At 57.1% G+C, this 24,044-nt stretch carries 20 protein-coding genes and 3 pseudogenes; 7 read left to right on the top strand and 16 right to left on the bottom strand.

Annotated elements, in window-relative coordinates; all coding sequences use genetic code 11:
- Positions 1–3 precede the first annotated feature (3 nt).
- The 8 genes and pseudogenes from trbL to BSK43_RS00780 all read right to left on the bottom strand — a co-directional run bounded on the left by trbL (position 4) and on the right by BSK43_RS00780 (position 6,884).
- Positions 4–1,182 (bottom strand): P-type conjugative transfer protein TrbL, encoded by a 1,179-nt coding sequence (gene trbL, locus BSK43_RS00815; protein ID WP_068390955.1) that lies wholly within the window; start codon positions 1,180–1,182, stop codon positions 4–6.
- Positions 1,176–1,376, bottom strand: a complete 201-nt coding sequence (trbK, locus tag BSK43_RS00810; RefSeq protein ID WP_068390957.1) for an entry exclusion protein TrbK — start codon at positions 1,374–1,376, stop codon at positions 1,176–1,178. Before trbK ends, trbL begins: the two co-directional genes overlap by 7 nt.
- Entirely contained in the window at positions 1,373–2,170 is a 798-nt protein-coding gene (gene trbJ, locus BSK43_RS00805; RefSeq protein ID WP_068390959.1) for a P-type conjugative transfer protein TrbJ, read from the bottom strand. Before trbJ ends, trbK begins: the two co-directional genes overlap by 4 nt.
- Positions 2,148–4,598, bottom strand: a complete 2,451-nt coding sequence (locus BSK43_RS00800) for a conjugal transfer protein TrbE (RefSeq protein WP_077472594.1) — start codon at positions 4,596–4,598, stop codon at positions 2,148–2,150. Before BSK43_RS00800 ends, trbJ begins: the two co-directional genes overlap by 23 nt.
- A gap of 10 nt (positions 4,599–4,608) precedes the next feature.
- The gene (locus BSK43_RS00795; RefSeq protein WP_068390971.1) at positions 4,609–4,908 is read right to left on the bottom strand and encodes a conjugal transfer protein TrbD; all 300 of its coding nucleotides are present in this window, start codon (positions 4,906–4,908) and stop codon (positions 4,609–4,611) included.
- A pseudogene (locus BSK43_RS00790) lies at positions 4,901–5,283 on the bottom strand (TrbC/VirB2 family protein). The gene BSK43_RS00795 and the pseudogene BSK43_RS00790 overlap by 8 nt, the downstream one beginning before the upstream one ends.
- Entirely contained in the window at positions 5,273–6,250 is a 978-nt protein-coding gene (gene trbB, locus BSK43_RS00785; RefSeq protein WP_077472595.1) for a P-type conjugative transfer ATPase TrbB, read from the bottom strand. Before trbB ends, BSK43_RS00790 begins: the two are co-directional and overlap by 11 nt.
- A gap of 10 nt (positions 6,251–6,260) precedes the next feature.
- Entirely contained in the window at positions 6,261–6,884 is a 624-nt protein-coding gene (locus BSK43_RS00780) for an acyl-homoserine-lactone synthase (RefSeq protein ID WP_136686629.1), read from the bottom strand.
- A 389-nt stretch (positions 6,885–7,273) separates the two neighbouring features.
- On the opposite strand from BSK43_RS00780, the gene repA reads away from it, so the two are divergent.
- The 4 genes from repA (at position 7,274) to BSK43_RS00760 (ending at position 11,752) form a co-directional block, all read left to right on the top strand.
- On the top strand, positions 7,274–8,464 hold the full coding sequence (gene repA / locus BSK43_RS00775; RefSeq protein WP_068390976.1) for a plasmid partitioning protein RepA: 1,191 nt from the start codon (positions 7,274–7,276) through the stop codon (positions 8,462–8,464).
- An 84-nt stretch (positions 8,465–8,548) separates the two neighbouring features.
- Positions 8,549–9,541 (top strand): plasmid partitioning protein RepB, encoded by a 993-nt coding sequence (gene repB / locus BSK43_RS00770; protein ID WP_068390983.1) that lies wholly within the window; start codon positions 8,549–8,551, stop codon positions 9,539–9,541.
- Positions 9,542–9,698: 157 nt separating this feature from the next.
- Positions 9,699–10,937, top strand: coding sequence for a plasmid replication protein RepC (repC, locus tag BSK43_RS00765; protein ID WP_136686627.1), 1,239 nt, complete (start codon positions 9,699–9,701; stop codon positions 10,935–10,937).
- 155 nt (positions 10,938–11,092) lie between these two features.
- Positions 11,093–11,752 (top strand): hypothetical protein, encoded by a 660-nt coding sequence (locus BSK43_RS00760; protein ID WP_077472597.1) that lies wholly within the window; start codon positions 11,093–11,095, stop codon positions 11,750–11,752.
- 28 nt (positions 11,753–11,780) lie between these two features.
- On the opposite strand, the gene BSK43_RS00755 is transcribed toward BSK43_RS00760, so the two are convergent.
- The 3 genes from BSK43_RS00755 to BSK43_RS00745 all read right to left on the bottom strand — a co-directional run bounded on the left by BSK43_RS00755 (position 11,781) and on the right by BSK43_RS00745 (position 14,871).
- On the bottom strand, positions 11,781–12,698 hold the full coding sequence (locus tag BSK43_RS00755; protein WP_077472598.1) for a hypothetical protein: 918 nt from the start codon (positions 12,696–12,698) through the stop codon (positions 11,781–11,783).
- A 34-nt stretch (positions 12,699–12,732) separates the two neighbouring features.
- Positions 12,733–13,617 carry a hypothetical protein gene (locus BSK43_RS00750; RefSeq protein WP_068391002.1) on the bottom strand — a complete coding sequence of 295 codons (885 nt, stop codon included), beginning with the start codon at positions 13,615–13,617 and terminating at the stop codon, positions 12,733–12,735.
- Between the two features lie 120 nt (positions 13,618–13,737).
- On the bottom strand, positions 13,738–14,871 hold the full coding sequence (locus tag BSK43_RS00745) for a site-specific integrase (RefSeq protein ID WP_077472599.1): 1,134 nt from the start codon (positions 14,869–14,871) through the stop codon (positions 13,738–13,740).
- Positions 14,872–14,994: 123 nt separating this feature from the next.
- Between BSK43_RS00745 and BSK43_RS00740 the strand changes: the two genes are divergently transcribed.
- Positions 14,995–15,948, top strand: coding sequence for a DUF1403 family protein (locus BSK43_RS00740; protein ID WP_077472600.1), 954 nt, complete (start codon positions 14,995–14,997; stop codon positions 15,946–15,948).
- A 2-nt stretch (positions 15,949–15,950) separates the two neighbouring features.
- Positions 15,951–16,649 (top strand): SMC-Scp complex subunit ScpB, encoded by a 699-nt coding sequence (locus BSK43_RS00735; RefSeq protein WP_077472601.1) that lies wholly within the window; start codon positions 15,951–15,953, stop codon positions 16,647–16,649.
- Between the two features lie 309 nt (positions 16,650–16,958).
- Here BSK43_RS00735 and BSK43_RS00730 read toward each other — a convergent pair whose 3' ends face one another.
- Positions 16,959–17,468 carry a hypothetical protein gene (locus tag BSK43_RS00730; protein ID WP_077472602.1) on the bottom strand — a complete coding sequence of 170 codons (510 nt, stop codon included), beginning with the start codon at positions 17,466–17,468 and terminating at the stop codon, positions 16,959–16,961.
- A gap of 255 nt (positions 17,469–17,723) precedes the next feature.
- Between BSK43_RS00730 and BSK43_RS00725 the strand changes: the two genes are divergently transcribed.
- Positions 17,724–19,631, top strand: a complete 1,908-nt coding sequence (locus BSK43_RS00725) for a methyl-accepting chemotaxis protein (protein ID WP_077472603.1) — start codon at positions 17,724–17,726, stop codon at positions 19,629–19,631.
- Positions 19,632–19,892: 261 nt separating this feature from the next.
- Here the strand turns inward: BSK43_RS00725 and BSK43_RS00720 are convergent, their stop codons facing one another.
- From BSK43_RS00720 to BSK43_RS00705, 4 genes and pseudogenes are all read right to left on the bottom strand, one after another.
- Positions 19,893–20,861, bottom strand: a complete 969-nt coding sequence (locus BSK43_RS00720; protein ID WP_246662466.1) for a TniQ family protein — start codon at positions 20,859–20,861, stop codon at positions 19,893–19,895.
- Between the two features lie 83 nt (positions 20,862–20,944).
- Positions 20,945–21,822 (bottom strand): annotated as a pseudogene (locus BSK43_RS00715) (TniB family NTP-binding protein).
- A gap of 5 nt (positions 21,823–21,827) precedes the next feature.
- Positions 21,828–23,477, bottom strand: a complete 1,650-nt coding sequence (locus BSK43_RS00710; RefSeq protein WP_077472605.1) for a Mu transposase C-terminal domain-containing protein — start codon at positions 23,475–23,477, stop codon at positions 21,828–21,830.
- A 102-nt stretch (positions 23,478–23,579) separates the two neighbouring features.
- Positions 23,580–24,011: pseudogene (locus BSK43_RS00705) on the bottom strand (SOS response-associated peptidase family protein); the annotation flags it as partial.
- Positions 24,012–24,044 lie beyond the last annotated feature (33 nt).

The raw sequence follows: 24,044 nt of genomic DNA, 5'->3' as shown, positions 1-24,044 counted from the left end.
CGATTATGGTTTGTCGTTGCGTTCGGGAGGAGGCTTCGGGCCGCTGTGACCGCTGCGCTGTTCATCGAGCTTGGCGTTGGCTAGTCCGAGGATGGACCCCGCATAGGCACCGGGAGAGCCGATTGCCTTTTCCTTGGCGGCCGCGCCCGCTGCTTGCGCGCCGGAACTGAAGCTTGCGCCTATCCCCCGCAGGGCAGCACCAGCGACGGATGAACCGCCAGCTCGTGCGGCTTGGGCCGCCGCAAAACCCGCGCCGGCAGCGCCGGCTGCCAAGAATCCAGCGCCCGCGGCGAAGGACGCCGCCTGCCCGCCGTGGCGGATTGTCTCCATACCGCCGGTGACGGACGCACCCTGGACGACACCTTGGATGATGTTCGGCACGTACATGGCGATGATGAAGACCACGACGGAAATACCGGCGATGGCCAGGGTGGTGACAAACTGGTCGGAGGATGCGGTCGGGGCATTGGCCAGACCCAAGAGGACCTGTGACCCGATCTTTGCAATCATCACCAGCGCCATCAGTTTCATTCCGACGCCGAAGGCGTACACAAGATAGCGAACAGCAAAGTCTTTGGTGAAGGAAGAACCGCCCAGGCCGAGCATGATCATGCCGGCGAGCAGGCCGACATACATCTCCACCATCACCGACACGAAAATCGCGGCGACGAGCGAGAAGCATATGACCACGACGCCCATGGCGAGAACGGCGGCGATCGCGAGGGCGTTATCCTCGAACACACCGAACTGCGCCTGTTGCGACATTTGCGAGGCGACGCGGATGCCGGCATCGAACACTTCGGCGGGCGAAGCTGAACCGCCGCCGGCGCCAATTTGGAAAAGACTGTCGACCACCGCCCGCGCAAAGCTCGGACCTTGGGTCAGAACGAACGCGAAGAATCCGACGAACATGATCCGCCGAACCAGTTCGGCGAACCAGCTGTCCAGCGAGGCTGACTGGATCGCCAGCCAGACGGCCGCAATGCCGATCTCGATCGTTGCGAGGATCCAGAAAAGGGATTTCGCCGCATCCATGATAGTGGTCTCCCAGCCCTTCGCGGCGGAGGAGACCTGGTTTTCCAGTTCCGTGAGGACCTGCCCCTCCTGCGCAAATGCGGGAGCATAGGCGAGGAAGAACAGACCAGTTATCAGGAGTGAACGTGTGACAGCGGGCTTCACCATCTTGGGCGCATCTCCTGACCATCCTTGACCGGCGGCAACTCTTTGTCGGAGCCGAAGAATTTTTCCCGGACAGCACGCTGTTCATCGGTGAGCGCGGCTTTACCTGCGTCACCGGACTTAACGATCAGAACGGTCGCAGCCGACGATGCGGCGGCGACGGCGAGCAATATGGCAACCAGGACAGGGCGGCTCACCAACGCGGCTCCATTTTCTGGCCTTCCGGAACGCTCTTGACCTCGGCGTTGAAGAACTTTTCCCGCCGCGCCTGCGCCAGGTCCTTGTCGGTCTGTTCGGTCTGCAGCCAGGTTCCCATCATCGTCATCTGTTGCGAGACGAGACCGCGAAGCTTCTGCATCTGGGCAACCTGCTGAGCGGCGATCTCGTGGCCGACCTGCAAAGCTTTCATCTGCCCGTCCGCCGTTTCGGACATCGACCGCAGCGAGGACATCGTATCTTCCTCGCTATCGAACTGGTCGGCCGTGAGGCTCGCAGCCTTCAGCGAGCTGGCGATCGTGTCACGGTTGGTGTCCGACCAGGATTGGTAGGTCGAGGAGAACGTCGCGTTATCAGGCAGGTTGGTTTTGAGATCGGCGTAGCTCTGAAAGCGCTGCTGAAGAACGTCGTCAGCGTTGCCCATCGAAAATGAGATACTCTGACCCTGGTCGACGATACTGCGCAGCTGGTTGAGATCGCCTTCGACCTGCCCCCAGATATGATCAGGAAGCTGCGCAGTGTTTTGCAGCATGTTCTCGTAGATCTTGAGCTGGTTCTGGATCTGCTCAGCAAGCTGGCTGATCTGCGTCAGTTGGTTGTCGACCTGGATGCCGGAGCTTTTCATGAGGTCCACGAGTTGCGCATTGTTGGCGAGCTGCGTCCATTCCGTCGCAGCGCCGGTGGCCGTACCGGCTTGCACCGAACCTGCGCTTACGATCGTGATGGCGGTGGCCGCCAAGCAGGCGATCCATTTATTTGAGTAGCGATGCGGCATCGTAAACTCCTCTCGATTCAAGCCAATGGATCGGCCAGTCGTGGCCATGTGCGGATTTCAATGCGCAAATGCGCTTGAGGTCTTCCTTCCCGGAAGCTCCTACGAAGCTCAGCGCAACGGGTCCGAGCGACATGTCGAAGAGACGACGGCCTTCCGGCGTGGCGACGTAGTATTCGCGCTTCGGGATCGCTGTTGAGACGATCTCAATCTGGCGCTCGTTGAAACCGATACGCTCATAAAATTCCCGCGTCCCCGGCTCTCGAGCGGCACCATTCGGAAGGCAAATCTTGGTGGGGCAGGATTCCTTCAGCACGTCGATAATCCCTGACCGTTCGGCGTCGGAGATTGATTGGGTCGCCAGAACGACTGCGCAATTCGCCTTGCGCAACACCTTGAGCCATTCCCTGATCTTGCTGCGGAAAACTGGGTGGCCAAGCATCAGCCACGCCTCGTCGAGGACGATCAGGCTTGGCGACCCATCCAAACGCTTCTCGATCCGCCGGAACAGGTAGGTCAGCACTGGCACGAGATTGCGCTCGCCCATGTTCATCAGTTGCTCGATCTCGAAGGTCTGGAAGGCGCCGAGCGTCAGGCCGTCTTCTTCGGCATCGAGAAGCTGGCCCATAGGCCCGTCGACGGTGTAGTGATGCAGCGCGTCCTTGATTTCGCGCAGCTGCACGCCGCTGACGAAATCCGACAGTGAGCGACCGGATGCGCTCGCCATTAGTCCGATTTGCCGAGAGATGGCGTTGCGATGATCAGGGGTGATCGTCACGCCCTGCAGACCGACCAGCATCTCGATCCACTCTGTCGCCCAAGCCCGGTCGGCGTCACTTTTGAGATCAGAGAGCGGGCAGAAGGCCAACGCCCTCCCCTCTTCCGCATTCTCGCCGCCGATCTCATAGTGATCACCACCGGCAGCAAGAGTTAGGGGAAGAAGTGAACTGCCTTTGTCAAAGGCGAAGATCTGCGCATGTTCGTACCGCCGAAACTGTGCGGCGATCAGAGCAAGCAGCGTCGATTTGCCCGAACCAGTCGGCCCGAAGATAAGGCAATGACCCACGTCATCGACGTGCAGGTTCAAGCGAAACGCTGTCGAACCGGTCGCAACCTGCATCAGGGGCGGGGAGTTCGCCGGGTAAAAGGGGCATGGCGCGACCGGGTTTCCGGCCCAGACCGAATTCAACGGAATCAAGTCGGCGAGATTGCTGGTGTTGATCAGCGGCTCGCGGATGTTGCAATACCAGTTGCCCGGCAAGCTGCCGAGGTAGGCGTCGGTGGCGTTCAGCGTTTCGATCCGTGCCCCAAAGCCTTCCGCCTGGATCAGCCGGCGGATCGCTTCGGCCTTCTCCTGGAGTGCTTCGCGATCGCTGTCGAAGAGCACGACGACCGGCGTGTAGTAGCCGTAGGCAACCAGCTGCGACGAGGCCTGCGCGATGGCATCCTCAGTCTCGGCCACCATGGTCATCGCGTCCTGGTCGACGGATCGACTTTGTGTCTGGAATATCTGGTCGAAGAACGGCCGGACCTTCTGTTGCCATTTCTTTCGCGTGCGCTCGAGCTTTTGACGAGCTTCCTCGGCATCAAGGAAGATGAAGCGCGATGACCAGCGATAGGTCAGCGGCATGAGATCCAGGCTGTTCAGGATACCAGGCCAGCTTTCGGCGGGCAGGCCGTCGATCGCAACGACGCCAAGGAAACGGTTTTCGACTTTTGGCGTCAGTCCATGCTCAAGCTCAGCCGTGGCGATCCAGTCGAGATACATGGGAACATCGGGAAGCCTGATCGGATGGCTCTCGCCTGTGATGCAGAAGCGGGCGAACTGGAGCAACTCGTCATATCGGGCAATTCGCTCCCCTCCCCTTTCGACCGTTTCGCGGGTTTCCATTCGCCGGATCGAAAGTGTGTTGGCGAAATACTGCTCAAGCTCTCGCACCGCGTTCTTGAACACAAAGAGAACCGTGTCCGCGTAGGACTTCTTCCGGCTTTCCTCATCCGAATAGATGTATTTGCTGAGAGCAGTCTTCTTGGACTCGAGCGGCCGGTAGGTCAGGATCAGCGCATGCTTGCTCTCGAAATGTCCCTGCTCGCGCGCGAAATGTGCGCGCCGTTCGGCATCGATCGCGCGGGTCACCGGGTCGGGGAAATGGCAACGATCTTCTGTGGGATAGTCGACCGTCGGAATGCGGATAGCTTCGACCTGGATCATCCAGCCGCTTCCAAGCCGCGAGAGAATGGCGTTGATCTGCCTCGACAGCTCGTTGCGTTCGAGGTCGGTCGCACTTTCAGAATCCGGACCGGCGAAATACCAGCCGGCCATCAGGCTTCCGTCCTTCAAGAGGAGAACACCATTGTCGACGAGGCCGGCATAGGGAACGAGATCCGCAAAGGATGGACCGGTCACCCGGAAGCGATTGAGAGCTACCATGGCGGTCTCCTCAATAGCGACGCCAAGGCGAAGTGGTTGCCTTGTAGTAGGGCTTGTAGGAAATGTGCCTGATATAGACCTGTCGCATGAGCGGGTCCGACTTCGCCATCATCCTGAGAAGTCCGACGATTACGATCCACACGGCGATCCCGAAGAGCGCCGAATAAGCGGTCAGGACCACGAAGATCAGGATGACGGCGGCAAGACCGGTGATCAGCACCAGCTCCCGGTCGGCGCCCATCAGCAGGTTCGGGCGCGAAAGCGCGCGGTGGATGCGGTTGCGCTGCAGGCCGGAAAGGGAGTTAGCCATGAGTTCGCTCCCCTCCTCCGGTCGAGTCGTTCGTGTTGAGCTGCTCGCTCGTCAGTCCTATCGAGGCGCCGGTTGCGCCGAACAGGCCGACGATGTTGGTGGCGCCGAGCAGGATGCCGGCGACGAGAACGACATAGACAAGCCTTCGGGCGAAATCGTTGAGCTCGCCGCCGAAGATTAGCATGCCGCCCGCGATAGCCACGGCCGCAAGCGCAATTGCGCCCGCGACCGGGCCGGTGATCGACTCCTGGATTTGCTGCAACGGTCCTTCCCAGGGGAGGCTGCCGCCGGAGCTCGCGAGCGCCGCGCGACGGAGGCTAATACGATCGGCGCTGCAAGGATTGCTATGGCGATCAGTGCGTTCTTACGCGACATGGCGCGCCTCCTGTTCTTCCGTGAGTTGATCGGATTCGATCTCGTATTGACCATTGACGAATCGCTCGACCTGGATGACGTCGCGCACGCGCCGTCCGTGCGGCGTCCGCTCAATGGACACGATGAGATCAACCGCTTCGCCGATCACCTCGTGCATTGGCTGTTGGCTCGCCTCGGCCGTCAGTTGTTCAAGGCGACGGAGCGCCGACATGGCAGTGTTCGAGTGAATGGTCGCCACTCCACCGGGATGGCCAGTGTTCCAAGCCTTGAGCAGGGTCAGGGCCGCGCCGTCGCGGACCTCGCCAACCACAATCCTGTCGGGACGCAGTCGCATAGTGCTCTTCAAGAGCCGCGCCATGTCGATCGTGTCGCTGGTATGGAGAAGAACTGCGTTCTCGGCAGTGCATTGAATTTCCGCGGTATCCTCAAGAATGACGAGACGATCCTCCGGCGCAGATTTGACGATCTCGTCGATCACCGCATTCGCAAGCGTCGTCTTGCCCGAGCCCGTTCCCCCGGAAATGACGATGTTTAGCCTCGCGGAGATCGCGCTGCGAATCGTCGACGCCTGGTATTCGGTCATGACGCCGGTACGGACATAATCTTCGAGCGGAATGAGGCGTGACGCGCGGCGCCGAATGGTAAAGGCAGGCTTGGCGACGATTGGGGGCAACAGACCCTCAAAGCGGTGGCCGCCAATTGGCAGCTCGCCGGAGATGATTGGCTGTTCCGTGTCGACCTCTGACTGAAGCGCGTGCGCCACTGTGCCAATGACCATCTCCGCGGCAGCGGATGACATCTCGCCAGCAGGCGCAACGCCGTGACCGAGGCGTTCGATGAACAGTTTTCCGTCCGGATTGAGCATGATCTCGACGACATTTGCGTCGTCCAGGGCAACACAAAGCTGATCGCCGAGCGCCTCCTGAAGTTTGCGGACGAGCCGAGGGTGAGAGCGAAGCTGGTTCACGGATTTCTCCTTACGCTGCCTGGCTGAGAGGGGTGAGATCAGAACGGTAATTGGAAGGACGGAGCCTGAGGAACGTGTCCGCATTGGCTGGCAACGTGCCCGCCACGGCCATCGTCACGCCGATCTTCTTGGGCTCGCCCAAACGCTGCAGCGGCCATCCGACGCGAGCAAGGATCCGCTCGAATCGAAGATCGGTCACCGTGACAATCTCGGTGTAGCCATTCGCCATGCAACATTCGATGATGCCGGCGAACATGGTCAGCGTGGCCTCATGGATGGAACCGTCGCCCCTTCCCTCCGCGAGGGCCGTGTCGACGCAGAAACGAGAACTCTCGATCATCGCGGCGTGACCGTTAAGTTGACCGTCGGGGAGAAGCGACGGGAAAACGTTCGCCACCATTGTCGGACCAAGCGTAGGAAGGAGCCGCGCGCACCCCACCAGTTGGCCGGTCTCAGCGTTGGCGAGAACATAGGTCGGCCGAAGCGCGTCGAAACCATCCGACTCGCACCCAGCCGATACTTCGACTTCCCAACCCAGGCGATCGGAAAAGACCCGCGCACGAAGCTGGTGGTGGATGTGAAGGAGATGCGCCTCTTGGATTGTCCTGGGTGTTGAGAGGGCGAGAACCTGCATGAATTTCTCCGACGTTGTTGGTCGACGGGGAAATCAGCACAAATCTGGATGGGCGGGCAGTTGTAGGATCCTACAAGTCGCACTCACACGAGTCGGCCAGGACAAGCGATAAAGAGCGATCGAGGGCGGTCTTGTCCCCCCATATAAAAGCGGGGGCATTGTAGGATTCACAGTAAAACAAAGCATGAACGCGGCAGGCCATGCCGCTTGCTAAATACATGAAAACGCAAGAAAAAGAATCTGTAAACGTGCAACCCGTCGATTTCGCCTTAACCCTTTGTTAACCTTAAATCTCTTGCGGCTATGTGAGAATCGGGAGATAGTTGCGAAAATTATGGCTATGGGGCCATTTTTTCGAAAGTTTAGCCTCCCAGGAAATAGTTTGCAAAATGAACCAGCCGCAGCCCAACAGGTTTGACGTTGAGATCGCCCAGCAAGGGGCGAAGATCTCAAGCGCGTTGCATATGCTGCGCAGCCAGCAGTATCCTCCGGACGCTCGGAAGGGACTACGCAAGTTTCAGCTTGGCGAAGTCGCCGAATTCATGGGCGTTACCCAGAGCCATCTCCGGCAAATCCATTCCGAAGGGAAGGGTCCAGAGATCGAATCGGTCAGCGGCCGACGCTACTATACGGCGGATCAGATGCTGGAACTTCGCGAGTATCTCGAAGCAAACAAAAAATCCGACAAGCGCTATTACGTTCCTCAGCGTCGTGAAGGGGAACCGATGCAGGTCGTTTCGGTCGTGAACTTCAAGGGCGGAAGCGGCAAGACGACGACAGCGGCGCATCTGGCGCAATACCTAGCCCTCACCGGTCACCGTGTCCTCGCCGTCGATCTCGATCCTCAGGCGTCACTTACGTCGTTGTTCGGCATTCAGCCCGAACTCGATGACACCGCGTCTCTATACGAAGCGCTTCGTTTCGATGATGAGCGCAAGCCAATCTCAGAGGTGATCCAGCCGACGAACATTCCTGGACTAGACGTTGTCCCGGCAAATCTCGTGCTGCAGGAGTTTGAGTACGATGTGCCACTGTCCATTTCCTCGCGGAAAGGTGACGAGGGCCGGTTGTTTCACATGCGCATCGTCAATGCGCTGAAGGAAGTGGATGACAGGTACGATGTTGTTGTCATCGACTGCCCCCCGCAACTCGGCTATCTAACGATCACCGCGCTGATGGCCTCCACCGGCATCCTGATTACCATCCACCCGCAAATGCTGGACATCATGTCGATGAGCCAGTTCCTGCAGATGCTGGGCGGCATCATGACCCCCGTTGCAGAGGCTGGTGCAGAAATCCGTGTGGAATGGTTCCGTTACCTCGTAACTCGCTTTGAGCCGACCGATATTCCGCAAGCACAGATGGTCGGCTTTATGCAGTCGATGTTTGCACAGCAGATGCTGCGAAATCACGTGCTTAAGTCGACGGCGATATCGGATGCATCGATACGAAAGCAGACGTTGTATGAGGTTGAGCGCGGTGATTTCGTTCGCTCAACCTATGACCGCGCTATGGAGAGCCTGAACGCGGCCAACGGCGAGGTCGTGGATCTCATTCACAGCGCATGGGGGAGGAAATGATCAACTTGTCAGCCGTTTTTTTCCCGCTTTTCACTAGCCGAGCCAATGCCTTATCGCAGTTGATGGCGAATATAGAGGCCGATTATGTCGCGTGAAAACCCGTTCGCAAAACTGGATCTTTCCTCGCTGAACGAGAAAACGCCAACGAAGCCTGGCTACGGCATGACGGGCGCTGCAAAGACAGTCGTCCGGTCCATTGAGGACCTAGCGGAGAATACGAAGAAGCTCATGGAGGGCGAGGTGATCGTGGATTTGGATCCGCGACTCCTCGACGTCTCGTTCATAGCCGATCGACTTTCAGACGACGGCGAGGAATTTCAGGAGCTCAAGCAAGCGATCAAAGAATCTGGGCAAACGACACCTATTCTGGTTCGACCCAGTTCGTCAGACGGACAACGCTACATGGTCGTCTTCGGCCATCGTCGCCTCAAGGTCGCTCGAGAACTCGGAATACCGGTCAAGGCCGTCGTCAAGAAGCTGGACGACATCACCTCTGCGATTGCGCAAGGACAGGAAAACTCCGCCCGCTTAAATCTCTCGTTTATTGAGCGTGCTTATTTCGCACAGAACCTGATCGCGTCCGGGATGACGAAGGACGTGGTCAGATCTTCGCTGGCGATTGATGAGGCAATGCTCTCCAAAATGCTAGGCGTGGTCGATGTGGTCCCTGCCCCGGTCATCCAGGCTCTCGGTGCGTCCAAGAAGATCGGCCGCGACAAGTGGCTGAGCTTGCGCCAGCTGCTGCTGACCCCTGCCCTTCTGAAGATCGCCACGGGCTATGTGGAAACGGCCGAGTTTCTGAAGCTTGAGGAAGAGGCGAGGTTCGATAACCTGCACGGGTATCTGGCTCGGTACAAGAACAAGTCAGCGGCCAAGAATCCGAAAGGCCCGAGGTCGGCGAAAGAATGGACGTCGATTGACAGTTCTCTGAGTCTCACAATGAATGCCAGGTCAAAGAAGGTCGCGATCGAGCTTTCGAATGCGGAAGCCAAACCCTTCAGCGATTGGCTTTCTAGTCGCATGGATCGTTTGTACGACGAATACAGACAGTCCAAACCTGAACGCAACGGAGATTAGACCGCAAAAGAAAAAGGCCCCCAAACGGCAAACCGCGGAAGCCTCTCTCGTTATCCTTAGCAAGATCGAGAATCGCATTTCCCGGAATCACAGTCAAGAGTCTTTGGCACCGATTTGGTGAGCGGATTTCTTTTGCCTGAAGAAAGGTGAGAGAGAAATGCATACGGGACATGTGACGACGCCTTTTGGGCGGCGGCCGATGACGCTTGCCTTGGTGAAGGGCCAGCTTGAGGTCGCCGAGTTAAAACCCACTGCACGCGTTGAAAAGTGGAAAGTGTTTCGCGACGTCTGCGAGGCACGAGAACGCTTCGGCCTCCAGGACAGAGCGCTTGCCGTTCTCGACGCGCTGTTGACGTTTCATCCTGAGACGGAGCTCGATGCGGAGCAGGGCCTTGTCGTTTTTCCTTCGAACGGCCAGCTATCGGTGCGCGCGCACGGGATCACCGGAACCACGCTACGGCGACACTTGGCGGCGCTCGTAGAGGCTGGGCTCATCCAGCGCCGTGACAGCCCCAACGGAAAGCGCTACGCGCATCGCAACCGCGACGGTGAGATCGAACAAGCATATGGCTTCGATCTCGCGCCGCTGGTGGCGCGCGCGGCAGAGTTTGCAGCAGCTGCGCAGGACATCGCAGCTGAACGAATTCGCTTTCGCCGCGCGAAGGAAGCATTGACCATTTGCCGGCGAGACGTTCGGAAATTGATTACAGCAGCGATTGAGGAGGGAGTGTCGGGCGACTGGCTTGCCGTGGAAGGCATGTGCGCAGGCATTCTTGGGCGTCTGCCGCGGTATCCTTCCCGGGCGCAGGTAGAAGCTACGCTCGATGAAATGGAGCTTCTCAGGGGAGAAGTCCTCAACATCCTGGAAATTCATGTTAAAACTGAAAATACAGATGGCAATGGTGTTCAAAATGGATGCCACATACAGAATTCAAAAACCGAATCCATGTATGAACTTGAACCTAGCTCTGGAAAAGAGCAGGGCGAAGTGGGGCGGCTAGAACCACAAACGGTGAGCGGGCGGCGGGCCCAGGCGAAACGGGAGCCCATCAAGTCGTTCCCGCTGGGCATGGTCCTGCGAGCTTGCCCCCAGATCGTCGACTACGGGCCGGGTGGTGGCATATCGCACTGGCGCGAGCTCATGGCAGCCGCGGTGCTGGTCCGGTCGATGCTCGGTGTCAGCCCGTCAGCCTATCAGGATGCTTGCGATGCCATGGGGCCTGAGAATGCAGCCGTGGCGATAGCGTGCATTCTCGAGCGATCGAATTTTATCAACTCAGCCGGCGGGTATCTGAGGGATCTGACGAGACGCTCGGAACGCGGCGAGTTTTCGCTGGGGCCGATGTTGATGGCTTTGATGAGGTCCGCGGGCGACGGCCGGCTGCTTGCTGGGTGATACGGCTGGGGTAGCGTGACGAGTTCGTTTGTTCCTTACTTGTCAGCCGGTTTTTTTCGCCGTTTCTCAATTGAAAACAGGGCCTTATTGAAGTTGAACGCAATTTTTCAATCGTGGAGAAGGATCGTCCCGATTGCTTTGAAAGGTTATCGCGAATGGACGACGAGTTGAGAATCTATTGCCTGAGGCTCTTCGAGGCTTGCCTGGCGCAGATCCGGAGCGGTCAACTTGGTCCGAGCGTTCTTACGTCGAGAGAATTTGAGCAGACGCTGGTCGTTCTCTGCGAAAAGCTGAGGACTAGGTCGCCGAGTTCCGAGAGTGTGGAATCGGCCGGCCAATACATTCACATGATCGTGCGCGCGGGCGTCGAGGAAGCCGAGGGTGGATTGGCACACCTCAGAAACTGGCTGCGAGGATCCACCGACATCATTATCTGTGACCCGTACCTCCTGAAATTTTCGCCGTCTGATCTGTACAAGGATGTTTCTGAATACGCTGATGAACTGGCGAAACTCCTTCCGGCGTCAGCGAAACGCGTGGACCTGTACACAAACAGCTATGCAAACGCGGTTCGTCCAGTGGTCTTGAGCGCATTGAAGCAGGGTCGAAACGTGCGTCACTTTAGCTCGGACAAGCTGCACGATCGGTTTGTTATCAAGGACGGATCCCACGGAAAAATGATCGGAACATCATTTGGAGGTTTCGGCAGGAAGTTTTTCGGGATGCTTGATCTTGAATCCGGCGATGTTGCCACCATCCGACAAGAGCTTCACAATTTGTGCCCAATACCTGTACTGAATGGACATCGGCGCTGAAGGCTGCCGCTGGCTCTTAGGAAGCCGTTCAAAGCGATGCGGAAGTGGATAGCTTTGTCGGCTTGCTGGGAGGATGAAAATCGAGCGTAGAGAGGGTGCCAAAGATGTCATTCAAAAAGGCGTCGTATGATTCCAGGTGACGCCGCATAAATTCATCGATGGCGATATAGCCGTTTGCTGGTGAATAAGTGACGGAATGATCCAAGGCCTGGATGGTGCCGTCAGGGAAAGTTGCGACAGCGTGCTTTCGAAATTCGTTTAAGCCGAGCGGGACGTCGGCGTCCATCGATCTGGATCTTCTCGTATCGGAAACCCGCTCTGGAATGCTTTTGGGCACAACAATCGGAAGTGACACAGTCGACGTCAGTCCATCATGCGACACTCGCCACCCTGAAGCAGGGGAGGCAACGACCAACCGATGGACGGTTTCATCGCGGTATGCCCGCAGAGCCAGGATCCAATCTCGGTGCGCTTTCACGACCTCAAGCATCGGCGCAACCTTGCCCTCGTCTACCATCTTGACCAGGGTCGTGATCGAGTGCGCCGATACACCGGAAATCGATCTCGACGCAAAAACGCTCGCAAAGTCGAGCCCGGATCTGAGTGCTCCGAGAAAAGCACCGAGTTCGTGAACATATTCGCCCTTCGAAATTGAAAGGGAGACCGAAAATGCCCCCTTGCTTGGTTTCGTATTCGGCGCATGTTTCAGGGCTGCACGCTGGGAAGCCTTGAGATCGTTCGCCAAGTGCCGCCTGACATTCACCAGATGGTACGCTGCTGCTTCGCGTTTGCGCACGGAAAACATGACTTGGGTCTCGTAATACTCTTTGTCGGCAAGTTTCGGAAAAAACGGCTTGAAGCCATCCGTAGGGCATGCGTCCAGCGCCTCAAAGACCTTGTTCAGTGAAGCGGTGAAGGCCGGGTGGCTCTTAGAACTTTTAGGCATGGCTTTGCTTTTCAGTTACAAGGTGTGCACGCGTTCACGTGATTGGGGTGTCCTCGAAAGTCGTTCCCTTGATGGCTGCCCGCACGGCGTCGGGAGTGCACCGGGGTCCGGATCGAATTCCAACGAGTTCAATTCCGCACCAAGGGTCTAAGACCGGCGATCCGGAAACCCCGATTTGCACGGGCCAAGCTTCGCTTCGGACATCGCTGATGGCGTTATTGATGCCGCCTTCATGACGTTTGATCAGCAAGCGGATCTCCTCTTCGTAGCTGTATGTCTGAGGCAGATAGAAAGCGCAAATCCGCGATAGTGTCCAAGGGATGTATGTCATACCGATTTTCGCCAGCTCGTCATTGATACGTCGAAATGCGGTTTTGCTGTGCTGATAACTCATGGCGCGCACGTCGCATGCTGGTTCAGGGGTAAGGGACAGCTGAAGGCAGGCGCCTTTTCCCTCATTTGCGAACCCTTTCCAAAGGTCGAGCTCGTTTTGGTTTCCTGGCTTGGTCAGCGACAGAAAGAAGAGGTTGTCCGTCAAATCCTCGAACACGGCTCGGCAATTGTCATCTACGGCAAGATAACCGTCGAGATGATGATCGATTGCAAAGGTCTTGAATTCATCCTGATGCAGGTAATTGGAGACGGGTCTGAGCAGGATCTGCGAGGATGCAGCAATTGCCTTCAACGCGTGCAATGGCGCGTAATGCTCGAGCAGCACCGGGCCAGCCTCGCGAGGGAAGTCGACGCCAAGCACGGCCTCGGCGAGTGCGCCGCTATTGGACGTGAATTCTGTAACCCGCTTCCCATCATCCGAAACTACAAGCTTGCGCTCGCGAAAGACGTCACTCGGCATTGCGTTGCCAAGCTCAGCGGAGAAAACCTGTTCGATCTTGTCGAAAAGTTCGAGGTGACTAGTCATAAGTGATCCGATTGGCATCGCTGTGGCTTTTAGCTTCCGATTTCAATCGAAGCGCTAAGCGAGAAATTCGGCACCGAAATATCCCCTTACGATTTCACTCCGGAGTAGGGGAGGGCTCACCTAAAGCCCTGATGCCTTGGTCAGATTCACGCGGAAGCGATCCCGCCGCCGCTGATATCTGCGGGTCATCTCTGCCGACGCATGACCGAGCTGTTTCTGGACGTAACGCTCGTCGACTTCAGCGGAAGAGGCCAAGCCCGCGCGAAGGGAATGGCCTGAAAACTTGAAGGCGCGTTCAAGTTCGCTGAGATCCCCTCGAACGCCTGCGGCCATCGCGGACCTTTTCACAAGCCGAGCGACTTCCTTGTCGTTCAGCCGCTCTGACCCGACTGCCTTCCCTTGCCCTGTCACACGGCGAAACAGAGGGCCATGAGCCAGCTTGGCGAACTTGATCCAGGTCTCGATTGCGGCGACCGGGCAGGTCGTATCGGCCGAGCCGCGACCGACCTCGACTTCTCGCCATCCGGTTTTGCCGCGCAGCGTAATAAGCATGCCCTTGTCGAGGATCTCGATCCAACCGCGACCGTCCTCAGTCTGGTCGGCCTTCAGGTCGAGGCCGACGATCTCGGAGCGCCGAAGGCCGCCAGCAAAGCCGATGAGCAACATTGCCCGATCGCGCAGGCCGCGCAGGGAGCCGCGATCGAGCGTCTCGACCATGGCTATGATATCCTCAGCCATGACCGCTTCCTTTTGGACAGGTGGCTTGGCGTGGCTGTTGCGTATGCCGGCCATTACGGTTGCGATATGCCTGTCTTTGCGATCGAGCGAGAGACCGCGCTGGGCATAGTTCCAACTGAGGGAGGAGAGGCGTCGCTCAATGGTCGAGACAGAGTTGGCCTTGGTGCTTCGGTCAACCGTGCCGGAAGCACAGGCTGTGATGTATAGCCCGACGGTTTGTGGATTCGGAGGGAGCGGAGCAAGATTGGACCGCCGGCACCAAGCAGCAAAATGCTTCCAGTCGGAGGCATAAGCCTTGCGCGTATTTGCGGAACTGGCCGCTTCAACATAACCCCGGGCGCGATCAGCAAGGCTTGCAAGATGGGCGGGCGTCTGATCCTGAGCAGCGAGGGAGGGGAGGGGACTTTCACCTGACACCTCTGGCGCGGAAACATCGCCGCCCGAGGCTGTGCTGAGAGACGGCGCTGAGGTCTCCTCGACGTCAATTTCGGTGTTCTGCTCGATGATTTGGGCCATTCTCTATATAAAGAGCAAGACGTCCGATAATGCAACATTATCGGACATAATATTATGCCGACATGCTGTGCGTTTTAAATCAATTATCTGGCCTAAACCGCACAGTCCGGTTATGATCCCTGCATGGATTTTCCGACGCCCGCACTATCGACCCCTCATGTTTGGTTGCCCAGCCTGCCCGGTTGGGCGCTGGCCCGCCGTCGGGAAACGGATGAAGCAAGCGCTGCCTTTGCTGCCGGTATCGCTCTGAAATCAATAGATGATTTGATCCGAGCAGACCTGCCATGGCTCGGCTGCTGGCGCGACCGCCTCGCCCTGAAATCGGCTGAGGTTGCGGCAAAAATGGTTGGTCGCGCTGAGGAAGAAAGTGCCATTCGCGATGCGGTATTGCTCACTGGTGCAGGTGACGATCCAGGTCCTGCCGGAAAGATATTTCTCGCCACACGATTGCTTGTGCGCCGTTCCGGCCCGATTGGGTCACTTGTCGTGAAGGAACTTGCCGATCTTTTGCAGCTTCGATGGGATGACGCCCTTGCTTCGATCCCGGATGAGGTCGATTTCGCGATCCAGTCCGCACGCGCGCCGCCTTTCGTCGCGGCGGATCTGATAGCAACAATTTGCACCGCCCGTGCCGATGCGGAAGTTCTGGCGTTGGGTCTCGCCGATATGGTGTTGGCGCAAAAACTGAAATGGCCCAAACCTGTGCCGCTGCTGCTGCCCGAGCGTTTTGGGCCTGCATTCCGCACGATCGGCGGTAGAGGACGTGTGCGGCCGGGCGAGCCTGCTTATTCGAGGGCGATCTGCCTGGCAGTGGTCGCGGGCGTGGAGGCGGCGTTACGTTCGGGTACCGACATTGATCGCCGCGCGGCACGGTTGATAGCTGCAGCGCCGAAGGTGCGGACCAAGGGGGCCAATGCGGTTATTCAAAAGCTCCTCAGCGAGGACGCTGTTTCGGCATCTGCGCCGGGTAGTCATCTGTCACGCTGGGCAGCCACTCGTCTGTTCGATCGATTGGAGAGTTTTGACGCGGTCCACGAGCTATCAGGTCGTCCGTCATTCCGAATATTTGGGTTGTGACAATGAGCAAGTCTCCAGCAGCCAAATCCGTAAGGCGACCATCACGAAATCGGCAGCAAGACGTCCTGTATGATCGCGAGTTGGAGGATCTGCCGCCTGAGCTGCGCTGGCGGGAGTGGATGCTGCGGGTTGAAGCGGTTATTTTTGCCTCAACTGAGCCGGTGAGCCGTGAGTTTCTTGCGCGGGTGGTTGGTTCAGACTGCAGCATCGACCTGGTGATTGACGATCTTGTCGAGGAGTTGCAGGACCGTCCCTACGAGCTGGTGTCGGTGGCTGGCGGATGGCAGCACCGCACCCGACCGCGGTTCGCCGAGACTATCCGCGTCTCGACCGCCCCGACACAGTCCATAGCGGCGTCGCTTTCTGAAACCGAGGCGATGGTCGTGACTGCCATCGGATACTTTCAACCCGCCACCCGGGCAGAGCTGTCGGAGATTTTTGGCAGAGAGATTAGCCGTGACACGATCGCCGGGCTGCGGGATGCCGGCTTTATCGTTTCGGGGCCTAGGAGCCCGACACCCGGTGCGCCGTATACATATGTAACAACAAAACTGTTTTTGTCCGTATTCGGATTTGAAACTCTTCGTGATCTTCCAAATATCGAGGCACTGGAGGATGCAGGGCTTCTGAGCAGGCGAACTGTGGCAAAGGCTGGTAATGATGCAAAAGCCGATATTGGCTACGGTGACGATGACGATTAACAAGCCGGCTGTAGATACTTAATTCTCCGCTGCACTTAACTTGATACTGAGAGCATCCGTTCGGAGCTGAGCTGTCATGGGTGACGTGGTGTCGGTAACACACTGTTGTGTTGTTAAGCTGTCCAGATGACTGTGACATGTAGGCAATTGGTCGGTTGCGGCTTGCCGCCGGTTATCCCTAGTCTACGGGCAAACCCGTCCACAACATTCTGATCGCCACGTTGTTTCGTGACGCAGCTTGATCGGCGCCGTCAGTATTAATACAGAGTTCCACCGCCATCAACCGACCGATAGTCGAATAAAGAGATCTCACATACGCGACGCCGCAAGCTGCGCAATCTTGACGGTCGCGTCGTAACCGACGCCATTGGACATGATGGTGATGCTGTCTTTGCCCTTGAACGTGTACACCGAGTAAAAATTCATAGGATTTTCGGTGATCTTCAACCCCCAGGCACTATCTCCTAACGCAGGAATCTCCACGAGTTCCCCCGGCTTGTTTTCGGCCTTCATGATTTCGATACCCTGATCGAAATAAGCCCGCTCCGCTCCAGCGGGGATACCAAGGCTTTCGCCCTTGAAATACATGACCTTTACATAAGTACCCGATCTGCTGCCCTCCCAGGAACAAAGACCGTTGTTCGTTTCCCGGACACGTGCCGGAGCGCCAACGAACTGCTCCATATCGGCCGCAGGCACCTTCAGGCAAGCCGGCTCGTTGGGATTGACCGACACTCCTGGTGCTTTTGCTCCGTCCGCCGCTATGGCCGTGGTGGCTATGCTCAAACCCAATAATGCTAGTCCGGCATGTTTGCGCATAGCTCATCTTTCGGCTTCAACTTTAACTTGAATGGCGGATATTTACTCGCGATGGCTAATTTTTAGGCTATTCTATCAAGTTATTTATAATTCATAAACAGATTGACCCTAGATTTAACGGGTGCGCCCATGATTGTCCAATCCTCGGCGAGTTGAGGATGGGGATCCTCAGCGAAGCATCATTCTGCCAGACAGCCCCGAACAGTTGCCGAATTATCCAGAGACGTGCGTCTCTATTGCCTGGTTGAGGATGTAATGACTATCCGTGTGAAACTGCTTGCCTGCATCTCGGTGCTCACCGCTACAATTATGATGATTGCTGCCTTTTCCTTCTACGCGATGGAAGAAGAAGCGAAAATTGCTGACTCCATCGTGGTTGATCGCGTCGAACCGATGGAACATTTGAAAATCATCGGTGATCGCTATGCGGTCAACATTGTCGATACCGTTCACAAGACCCGTTCCGGGGTCCTGTCGCCGATGCAGGGGACAGCGAATGTTCAGTCCGCACTGACTGATGTGAACGATCATTGGAAGGCGTACACAGGTACCACCCTGACAAGTGAAGAAAAGGAGCTTGCCGATCACTTCGAAGAAGCGCGCCGGAAGGCAGACGTCCACGTCCAAAAGCTTCTCGGTATCCTCACGTCGAAAGATGCTTCTGCGCTCGCCAGCTTCGCAGACAAAGAACTTTATCCGGCAATCGATCCTCTGGGTGGAGATATAGCCAAGCTAGTCGAGGTACAGATCCGTGTTGCCAAGGAAAAGCTGGCGGAAGGCAATGCCCTGAAGTCTATGCTGACAACCTTGATGATAGCGCTGATAGCAATGGCTGCCGCCGTTTCCGCCTTTTCGATCTGGACTGTCATTGCCGGCGTTATCCGTCCTGTAAACGCCATTACTGGCGCGATGGACGCCCTAGCAAAGGGCAATCTCGACGTCACCATTTATGGCGAAGGACGCTCTGACGAAATTGGTACCATGGCGTCCACGGTCGGTGTTTTCCGCGATAACGCACGTGATAGGGTTCGGCTTGAACAGGAAGCCGCAGCCAACCGTTCGCTTTCCGAGCAGGAGCGTGCTGACCGTGAACGCCTGCAGGCACAGGAGGCGTCGGAAGTTCGCTTTGCAGTCGATAGCATCGGCAGTGCGCTAGGCCGTCTCTCTGAAGGCAAGTTGAACTACAGGATTACCGAAACCTTTGCAGACCGGCTTGATCAGGTCCGTCTCGACTTCAATGATGCCGTCGCAAAGCTCGAAGACGCCATGCGGCGCGTCGGCCAGAATGCCCAGGCAATTGCAGCCGGGTCCAATCAGATCCGTGCGGCGGCCGACGATCTCTCGAAGCGGACGGAACAACAGGCAGCATCGGTCGAGCAAACAGCAGCGGCACTGGAGCAGATCACGACGACGGTCACCGACTCAAGCAGGCGTGCCGAAGAGGCCGGCAACATGGTCCAGCAGACGCGCCAATCGGCGGAGCACTCAGGTGCGGTGGTCAGCAGAGCTGTCACCGCGATGCACGAGATCGAGACTTCGTCGAATGAGATTTCCAACATCATCGGTGTCATCGACGAGATCGCCTTCCAGACCAATCTACTTGCACTGAATGCCGGCGTAGAAGCCGCCAGGGCGGGCGAGGCGGGCAAAGGCTTTGCCGTCGTTGCACAGGAAGTGCGCGAACTCGCGCAGCGTTCTGCAAAAGCTGCAAAAGAGATCAAGGCGCTGATTGGCAAATCGGGAGTACAGGTCAAGAATGGCGTCGAACTGGTGACGGAAACCGGCAAAGCTCTGGAACAGATCGTCGCGCAAGTTCAGGGTGTCAGCACCAATGTCACGGCGATTGTCGAAGGCGCTAAGGAGCAGGCGACGGGACTGCGGGAAATCAACACTGCCGTCAACACCATGGACCAGGGCACTCAGCAGAATGCCGCCATGGTCGAGGAATCGACGGCGGCAAGCCATTCGCTGGCCAGGGAAGCGGAGGCACTATTCCAACTGATCGCCAGTTTCGAGATTGGTTCAACCCATGCAGCCACCGGTCCTCGCAGAGAAATGGATAGAGCGTCTGCGCCGTCTCCGGCAAGACGTCTGATGGCACGCGTTTCTAACGCCGTGCGTGGCAACACCGCTGCGAAGGTCGATAGCTGGGAAGAGTTTTAAAAATCTGAACTGATACCTGTATCCCCACTCTATTGACGCAGCTTCCGCCTAATCTTGTCGAAACGGTTAGGCGGAAGGCTTCAAGCTCGACGTCTACATCTCGTTCGCGCGCGAGTACGTCGCCAAAATTCCTGACAATGTTCAGCCGTTGATTTCAAAAAGATCATCTGGAATATCTTCGTGAATTCCAGAAAATTGCCGAGATCGATTCCATCGCCCGTTTCAAAGATGCTCCCGAGGCACAGGCTTTGAAGTGAATTTTCAACATTGGCAACGGACGATCGCGGTTGCATCTCTCCTGCACAACGGCGACGTCACCGAAACCCGTCTCATTTGCTGAGCGGTTGCAAGGAAGTGCGAAAGATCGACAAATGGTCGGCTACCGCCAACCGCCGACCGCCCCGGTTGACGGGCGAGCGCATCCGTGAGCAGTCGGATTAGGACATTATTGCCACCATCTTTCGCGATTGGCGATCCGAGAGCCCGACCAACCCCATGAACATGCCGCCTGACTGTGCCGTCTTCGTATGGGTGGCATACAAGTTGCTCGTAGCATCGTGCACGAAATGACGCGGACAAACCAGTCAACAACTTTCGCTGATGGACGCCGGTCAATTGAGGGATGTCCATTAACCGCCGGACGAGCAGATTGTCGATCGGGGATCCGGCAATGAAACCGCTGCCAAAGATTTCATGGATGCATTGGTCAAGCTTTATCACCGCCGGGCATAGGTAGATGGTCGAGGCACGACGGAAGTCGTGACCACACCGGGCACAATAGTGGTGCGGTTTGAGTTCGCTCTGATCAAAGGCTGCCACGGGCTGATTGCAGGAGGTGCATCGATCTCGCAACCTGTTGCTATGCTTTTCGCAGGTAAGTCGTGTTGCCAGCCGCCACTCTCGCCGAAAGTATGGGTGCGCATCAGTAGCCAGGCATCGCGGGCAGAATTGTAGCCATGTCGACCCCTGCCGTCGGTGAAGGTTTCGGAGGGGTAAAAAAAGCTGCCTTGTTTGATTGTCCGGCAGTGTCATAGCGGTTAGCTGTTCAGGTGTGATATCCGCATACGTCTGCAGCTGTTTTGCCAAGGTGATGGAAAGCTTTAGATCAAGCCTGGCGGACCACATTCCAGGTGTGAGCCCCAGTACTCGGGCGAAAGAGCGCCCTGGTACACCGTTGGCATAGGCAAGCCTGTGTAGCCAGCTCGACAATAGCTCGTCTGGCTGTGGCATGAAAGTGATGGGCCACCGTGTGGAAATTGTATCCAGGTAGCGCTCTTGGATGTCGATGAGTGGTGCGTCGATTTCTATGCGGGTCATATCAAACACCTGCGCAACGCCGCATTGCGCCGATGCGAAATGGGGGTGTAGCCAAGCTCATCGATACCGGTTTTGGTAATGCGTTCCGCTCCAGAACGAAGCGCCCCCACGGCAGCTTTGGTCACAACGGAGACAATCTCTCCGATCAAACCTTCCGATAGGCTGAAAATTCGTTGAGCCAATGTTTCATCCGATAGATCGGAGGCCTTCGCGAGAGGCAAAGCCGCTTCGAGGCTGTCGAGGAGGGTCAGGTAGCTTTCGTCATATTGCCACCTCGGGATTGCAACGAGGTCAAAGCGAGTTGCCATCTCGCTAGTCGCGTTGACAAAATCGTAGATGGCGACTTCGCCGATGAGGACAGGCGAGATATCATACTGCCGGCCGATCCGGCGGAGAAAGGCAAACACCCCTTCGACGTCGCGGGACCGTCCCCGTAGAGCATTGTGGAACTCGTCAAATATCAACACCCTGGGTTTGATGCTCTCCAGCAGGTGATCCAACTGCTCCGCCTTCCGGCTAACATTCCATATATCGCCACCAGGCGCATGAAACGCCTGAAGAATACTGCCATAGAAATGGCCAAGTCCTGCTCCTTCACGTGTCTGAACAATCCAAACTCGTTGTTCGGCGATGCCCGAAGGTGCTCCACCGCGAACCGCTCCGCGATCATGGTCTTCCCATTTGCATAGGGGCCTATGAGCATTAGCCCTTGGGTCCGCAGTGACACAGGTCGGGCCAGCAAGTCAGCCAGTCGTTGTTGGGTGTCCTTCGCGATTTGATGGCCAATCCACCTCGGCGCCCGCATATAGGCTACGCGTTCGTCATCTCCGAGGTCGAGAATGGGACGTACGTGGTCAAATAAATGATCAGACATGCCGCTCACCAGTCTTCCACCGGCAGACGATTCTTCTGTCTCTTGGGGTGAGCCCGGTTGGCCGGTGCTTCGCCTGGAGCGATTGAGGCGTAGGGCTTTTTAGCTGCCGTGGCATGCGCTCTACGAACCGCGTCCCGACGCTCCCGTTTGGAGAGCTTGGCAGCATCAGCGATGGCAGATATCTCACGGCGTAGAGCCACTTTTTCTATGCTTGAGCGCCGGTTGATAGCGCGCAATTGAGCGCGTTCCGCATCATGCTCCCACAAGGTCACCGGTTCAATGCGGCCATCGCGGCGTCCGACGGGTCGAAACGATCGGGTATCTGGATCACGAACATAGATATGGCTGATATCACGGGGATCGTATCGAACCTCAAGCTTACCGAGCCGGTCGCGTTCTGGAACGAAAGACCCGAGCCAGGAGCAATAGTAATGCAATGCGAACATGCTCAATCCCTGTGGTGAAAGTTGTCGGCCAGCGCTGGGCAGGAATGACAGAAGTACTCGTTGCGGCTCGTCCTCGTGTTCGGGCGACCCCCCGCTACCGCGTAGCCATTCTGCGGCCGGCACTTTCAGCGTTTTGGAATTCTCCTGTCTATTATGATCAAGGATTGCCAACGCCAGGCAGCGTTCCAATTCAGAGAAGCTCAGGCAAGCGCGCTGATGTGACGGATATTCGTCGCGATCGGCCACAGAACTTCCTGACGAACCGGGATATGTGGACAGCACCCCATTGAGCTTGCCCAAAAGCCGCTCGACAACGCCGCCTTGATGAACTCTACCGCGGTCGCGATGGCGAATACGAATCCCGTAGTCGTCGCAACCATGCTGAAAAGCATTTCCCTTGAATTCCTTGGCCGAGTCGGTGAGCAGAAGCTTCGGACGGCCGAACATTGGCCATGCATGGTGTATCGACCGAGCGGTAAGCCATTCGTCTTTCCGGCAGATCGCGTGTGCCAGACAAAGCGCAACAGACAAGACAGAGGGCTTTTCTAGGGTAAGGCAGAAGCCAAGAATGGCGCGGGTCGCAACATCGATGACGATCGTCAGATACGGTCGACCGATGAATACGCCGCCGTTGTTGACCACCTCCACGAAATTTATGTCGGTCGGAGTATGGTCGATCTGGCAGACATCAAGCGGGTGCGGTGCGTGGATATAACCCGGCCGCGGCTTGAGCCGCATGAGATGCTTAGGATTGGCCGACCGTTTTTTGGCGATCTCTTCCACGGAGAATAATGACGGGATTCGCCGGGAAATCGTGACGTAGGAAGGGATAACGACGCCGGCTTCCTGACATCGGGCGCGGGTCTCGGCAACAACCGGCGCAAGAGGCGGCGCTTCAAGTGTCATCCACTGCTCGCGCAATGTTGTTTGGATGATCTCCTCTGCCTTCTCCGATAGCCGCTTGCGCCGCTCGGAAGGCAGCCGAGGCAATAATGCTGTTATCGTTCGCTCAACCCGATACCGGGCAAGGAGATTATAGATTTGTCGGGATGTTAGCTGAAGTTCAGCCGCTGCCCTGGCAATCGCGTCTTTCTTGGCTCGTCCAGCATCCAAGACACGATCGAGTTCGCGGGCGGTTCTCCGCGCCTTCAACCAGTCTTCCTCGGAAGGAAAAGGGCCGGCTCCACGATTTTGAAGTGGCTTTGGCATGCGCTGCCCCGTCGAAGTCGTTAGCGAAAATCTGGGCTATTTTTGCGCGCTAACTCTAACAAACGTATGACGTTTTGCCGTTTGAAATTCCAAAGTAAAAGCGACAATGGTGAAGGCCTGACCGGCTTCCGGCGTCTCACGCCAGATGCCGGCAATGCAGAAGATCGGCTCGTCCTTCTTCGTGAACAGCCATTTGTCCTTGCGCTTCTTTTTCGGGTCCTTTGAGTCCGTGAACTCGTAGAACCCGTCGGCGATGATCAAGCAGCGGTTGGAATTGAACTCCCGGCCATCCGACCGGAAATTATACACCGGACGCTTGTTCGGCCCCGGCCAGCTCCAGCGCCGCTGCACCAACTCGACCTCGTCACGGGCACCGTCGATTGACCTGGCGATAGGGCCGACGTCGGTGATCTTGATGTCCTCACGTGCTTCAAGATTGGGCGCGCCTTCACCGAAACGGATCTTGATCTTGAGGTCGGCGAAGTCCTCGACAATGGAGGCGACATCCACCATCAGCCGATAATCGTTGCACATGTATCCTCCGCTTCGGTTCGGATTGTTTCAATG

The sequence above is a fragment of the Rhizobium sp. P44RR-XXIV genome, from assembly GCF_001999485.2.
Lineage (GTDB): Bacteria > Pseudomonadota > Alphaproteobacteria > Rhizobiales > Rhizobiaceae > Rhizobium.
Note: the sequence above shows the minus strand (reverse complement) of the source record. Positions and strands in the feature narration are given on the sequence as shown.

Coding starts and splice junctions, on each gene's coding strand:
- trbL (WP_068390955.1), bottom strand. CDS start 1,182: ATGGTGAAGCCCGCTGTCACACGTTCACTCCTGATAACTGGTCTGTTC.
- trbJ (WP_068390959.1), bottom strand. CDS start 2,170: ATGCCGCATCGCTACTCAAATAAATGGATCGCCTGCTTGGCGGCCACC.
- BSK43_RS00800 (WP_077472594.1), bottom strand. CDS start 4,598: ATGGTAGCTCTCAATCGCTTCCGGGTGACCGGTCCATCCTTTGCGGAT.
- BSK43_RS00795 (WP_068390971.1), bottom strand. CDS start 4,908: ATGGCTAACTCCCTTTCCGGCCTGCAGCGCAACCGCATCCACCGCGCG.
- BSK43_RS00780 (WP_136686629.1), bottom strand. CDS start 6,884: ATGCAGGTTCTCGCCCTCTCAACACCCAGGACAATCCAAGAGGCGCAT.
- repA (WP_068390976.1), top strand. CDS start 7,274: ATGAACCAGCCGCAGCCCAACAGGTTTGACGTTGAGATCGCCCAGCAA.
- repB (WP_068390983.1), top strand. CDS start 8,549: ATGTCGCGTGAAAACCCGTTCGCAAAACTGGATCTTTCCTCGCTGAAC.
- repC (WP_136686627.1), top strand. CDS start 9,699: ATGCATACGGGACATGTGACGACGCCTTTTGGGCGGCGGCCGATGACG.
- BSK43_RS00760 (WP_077472597.1), top strand. CDS start 11,093: ATGGACGACGAGTTGAGAATCTATTGCCTGAGGCTCTTCGAGGCTTGC.
- BSK43_RS00755 (WP_077472598.1), bottom strand. CDS start 12,698: ATGCCTAAAAGTTCTAAGAGCCACCCGGCCTTCACCGCTTCACTGAAC.
- BSK43_RS00750 (WP_068391002.1), bottom strand. CDS start 13,617: ATGACTAGTCACCTCGAACTTTTCGACAAGATCGAACAGGTTTTCTCC.
- BSK43_RS00745 (WP_077472599.1), bottom strand. CDS start 14,871: ATGGCCCAAATCATCGAGCAGAACACCGAAATTGACGTCGAGGAGACC.
- BSK43_RS00740 (WP_077472600.1), top strand. CDS start 14,995: ATGGATTTTCCGACGCCCGCACTATCGACCCCTCATGTTTGGTTGCCC.
- BSK43_RS00735 (WP_077472601.1), top strand. CDS start 15,951: ATGAGCAAGTCTCCAGCAGCCAAATCCGTAAGGCGACCATCACGAAAT.
- BSK43_RS00730 (WP_077472602.1), bottom strand. CDS start 17,468: ATGCGCAAACATGCCGGACTAGCATTATTGGGTTTGAGCATAGCCACC.
- BSK43_RS00725 (WP_077472603.1), top strand. CDS start 17,724: ATGACTATCCGTGTGAAACTGCTTGCCTGCATCTCGGTGCTCACCGCT.
- BSK43_RS00720 (WP_246662466.1), bottom strand. CDS start 20,861: ATGCCACAGCCAGACGAGCTATTGTCGAGCTGGCTACACAGGCTTGCC.
- BSK43_RS00710 (WP_077472605.1), bottom strand. CDS start 23,477: ATGCCAAAGCCACTTCAAAATCGTGGAGCCGGCCCTTTTCCTTCCGAG.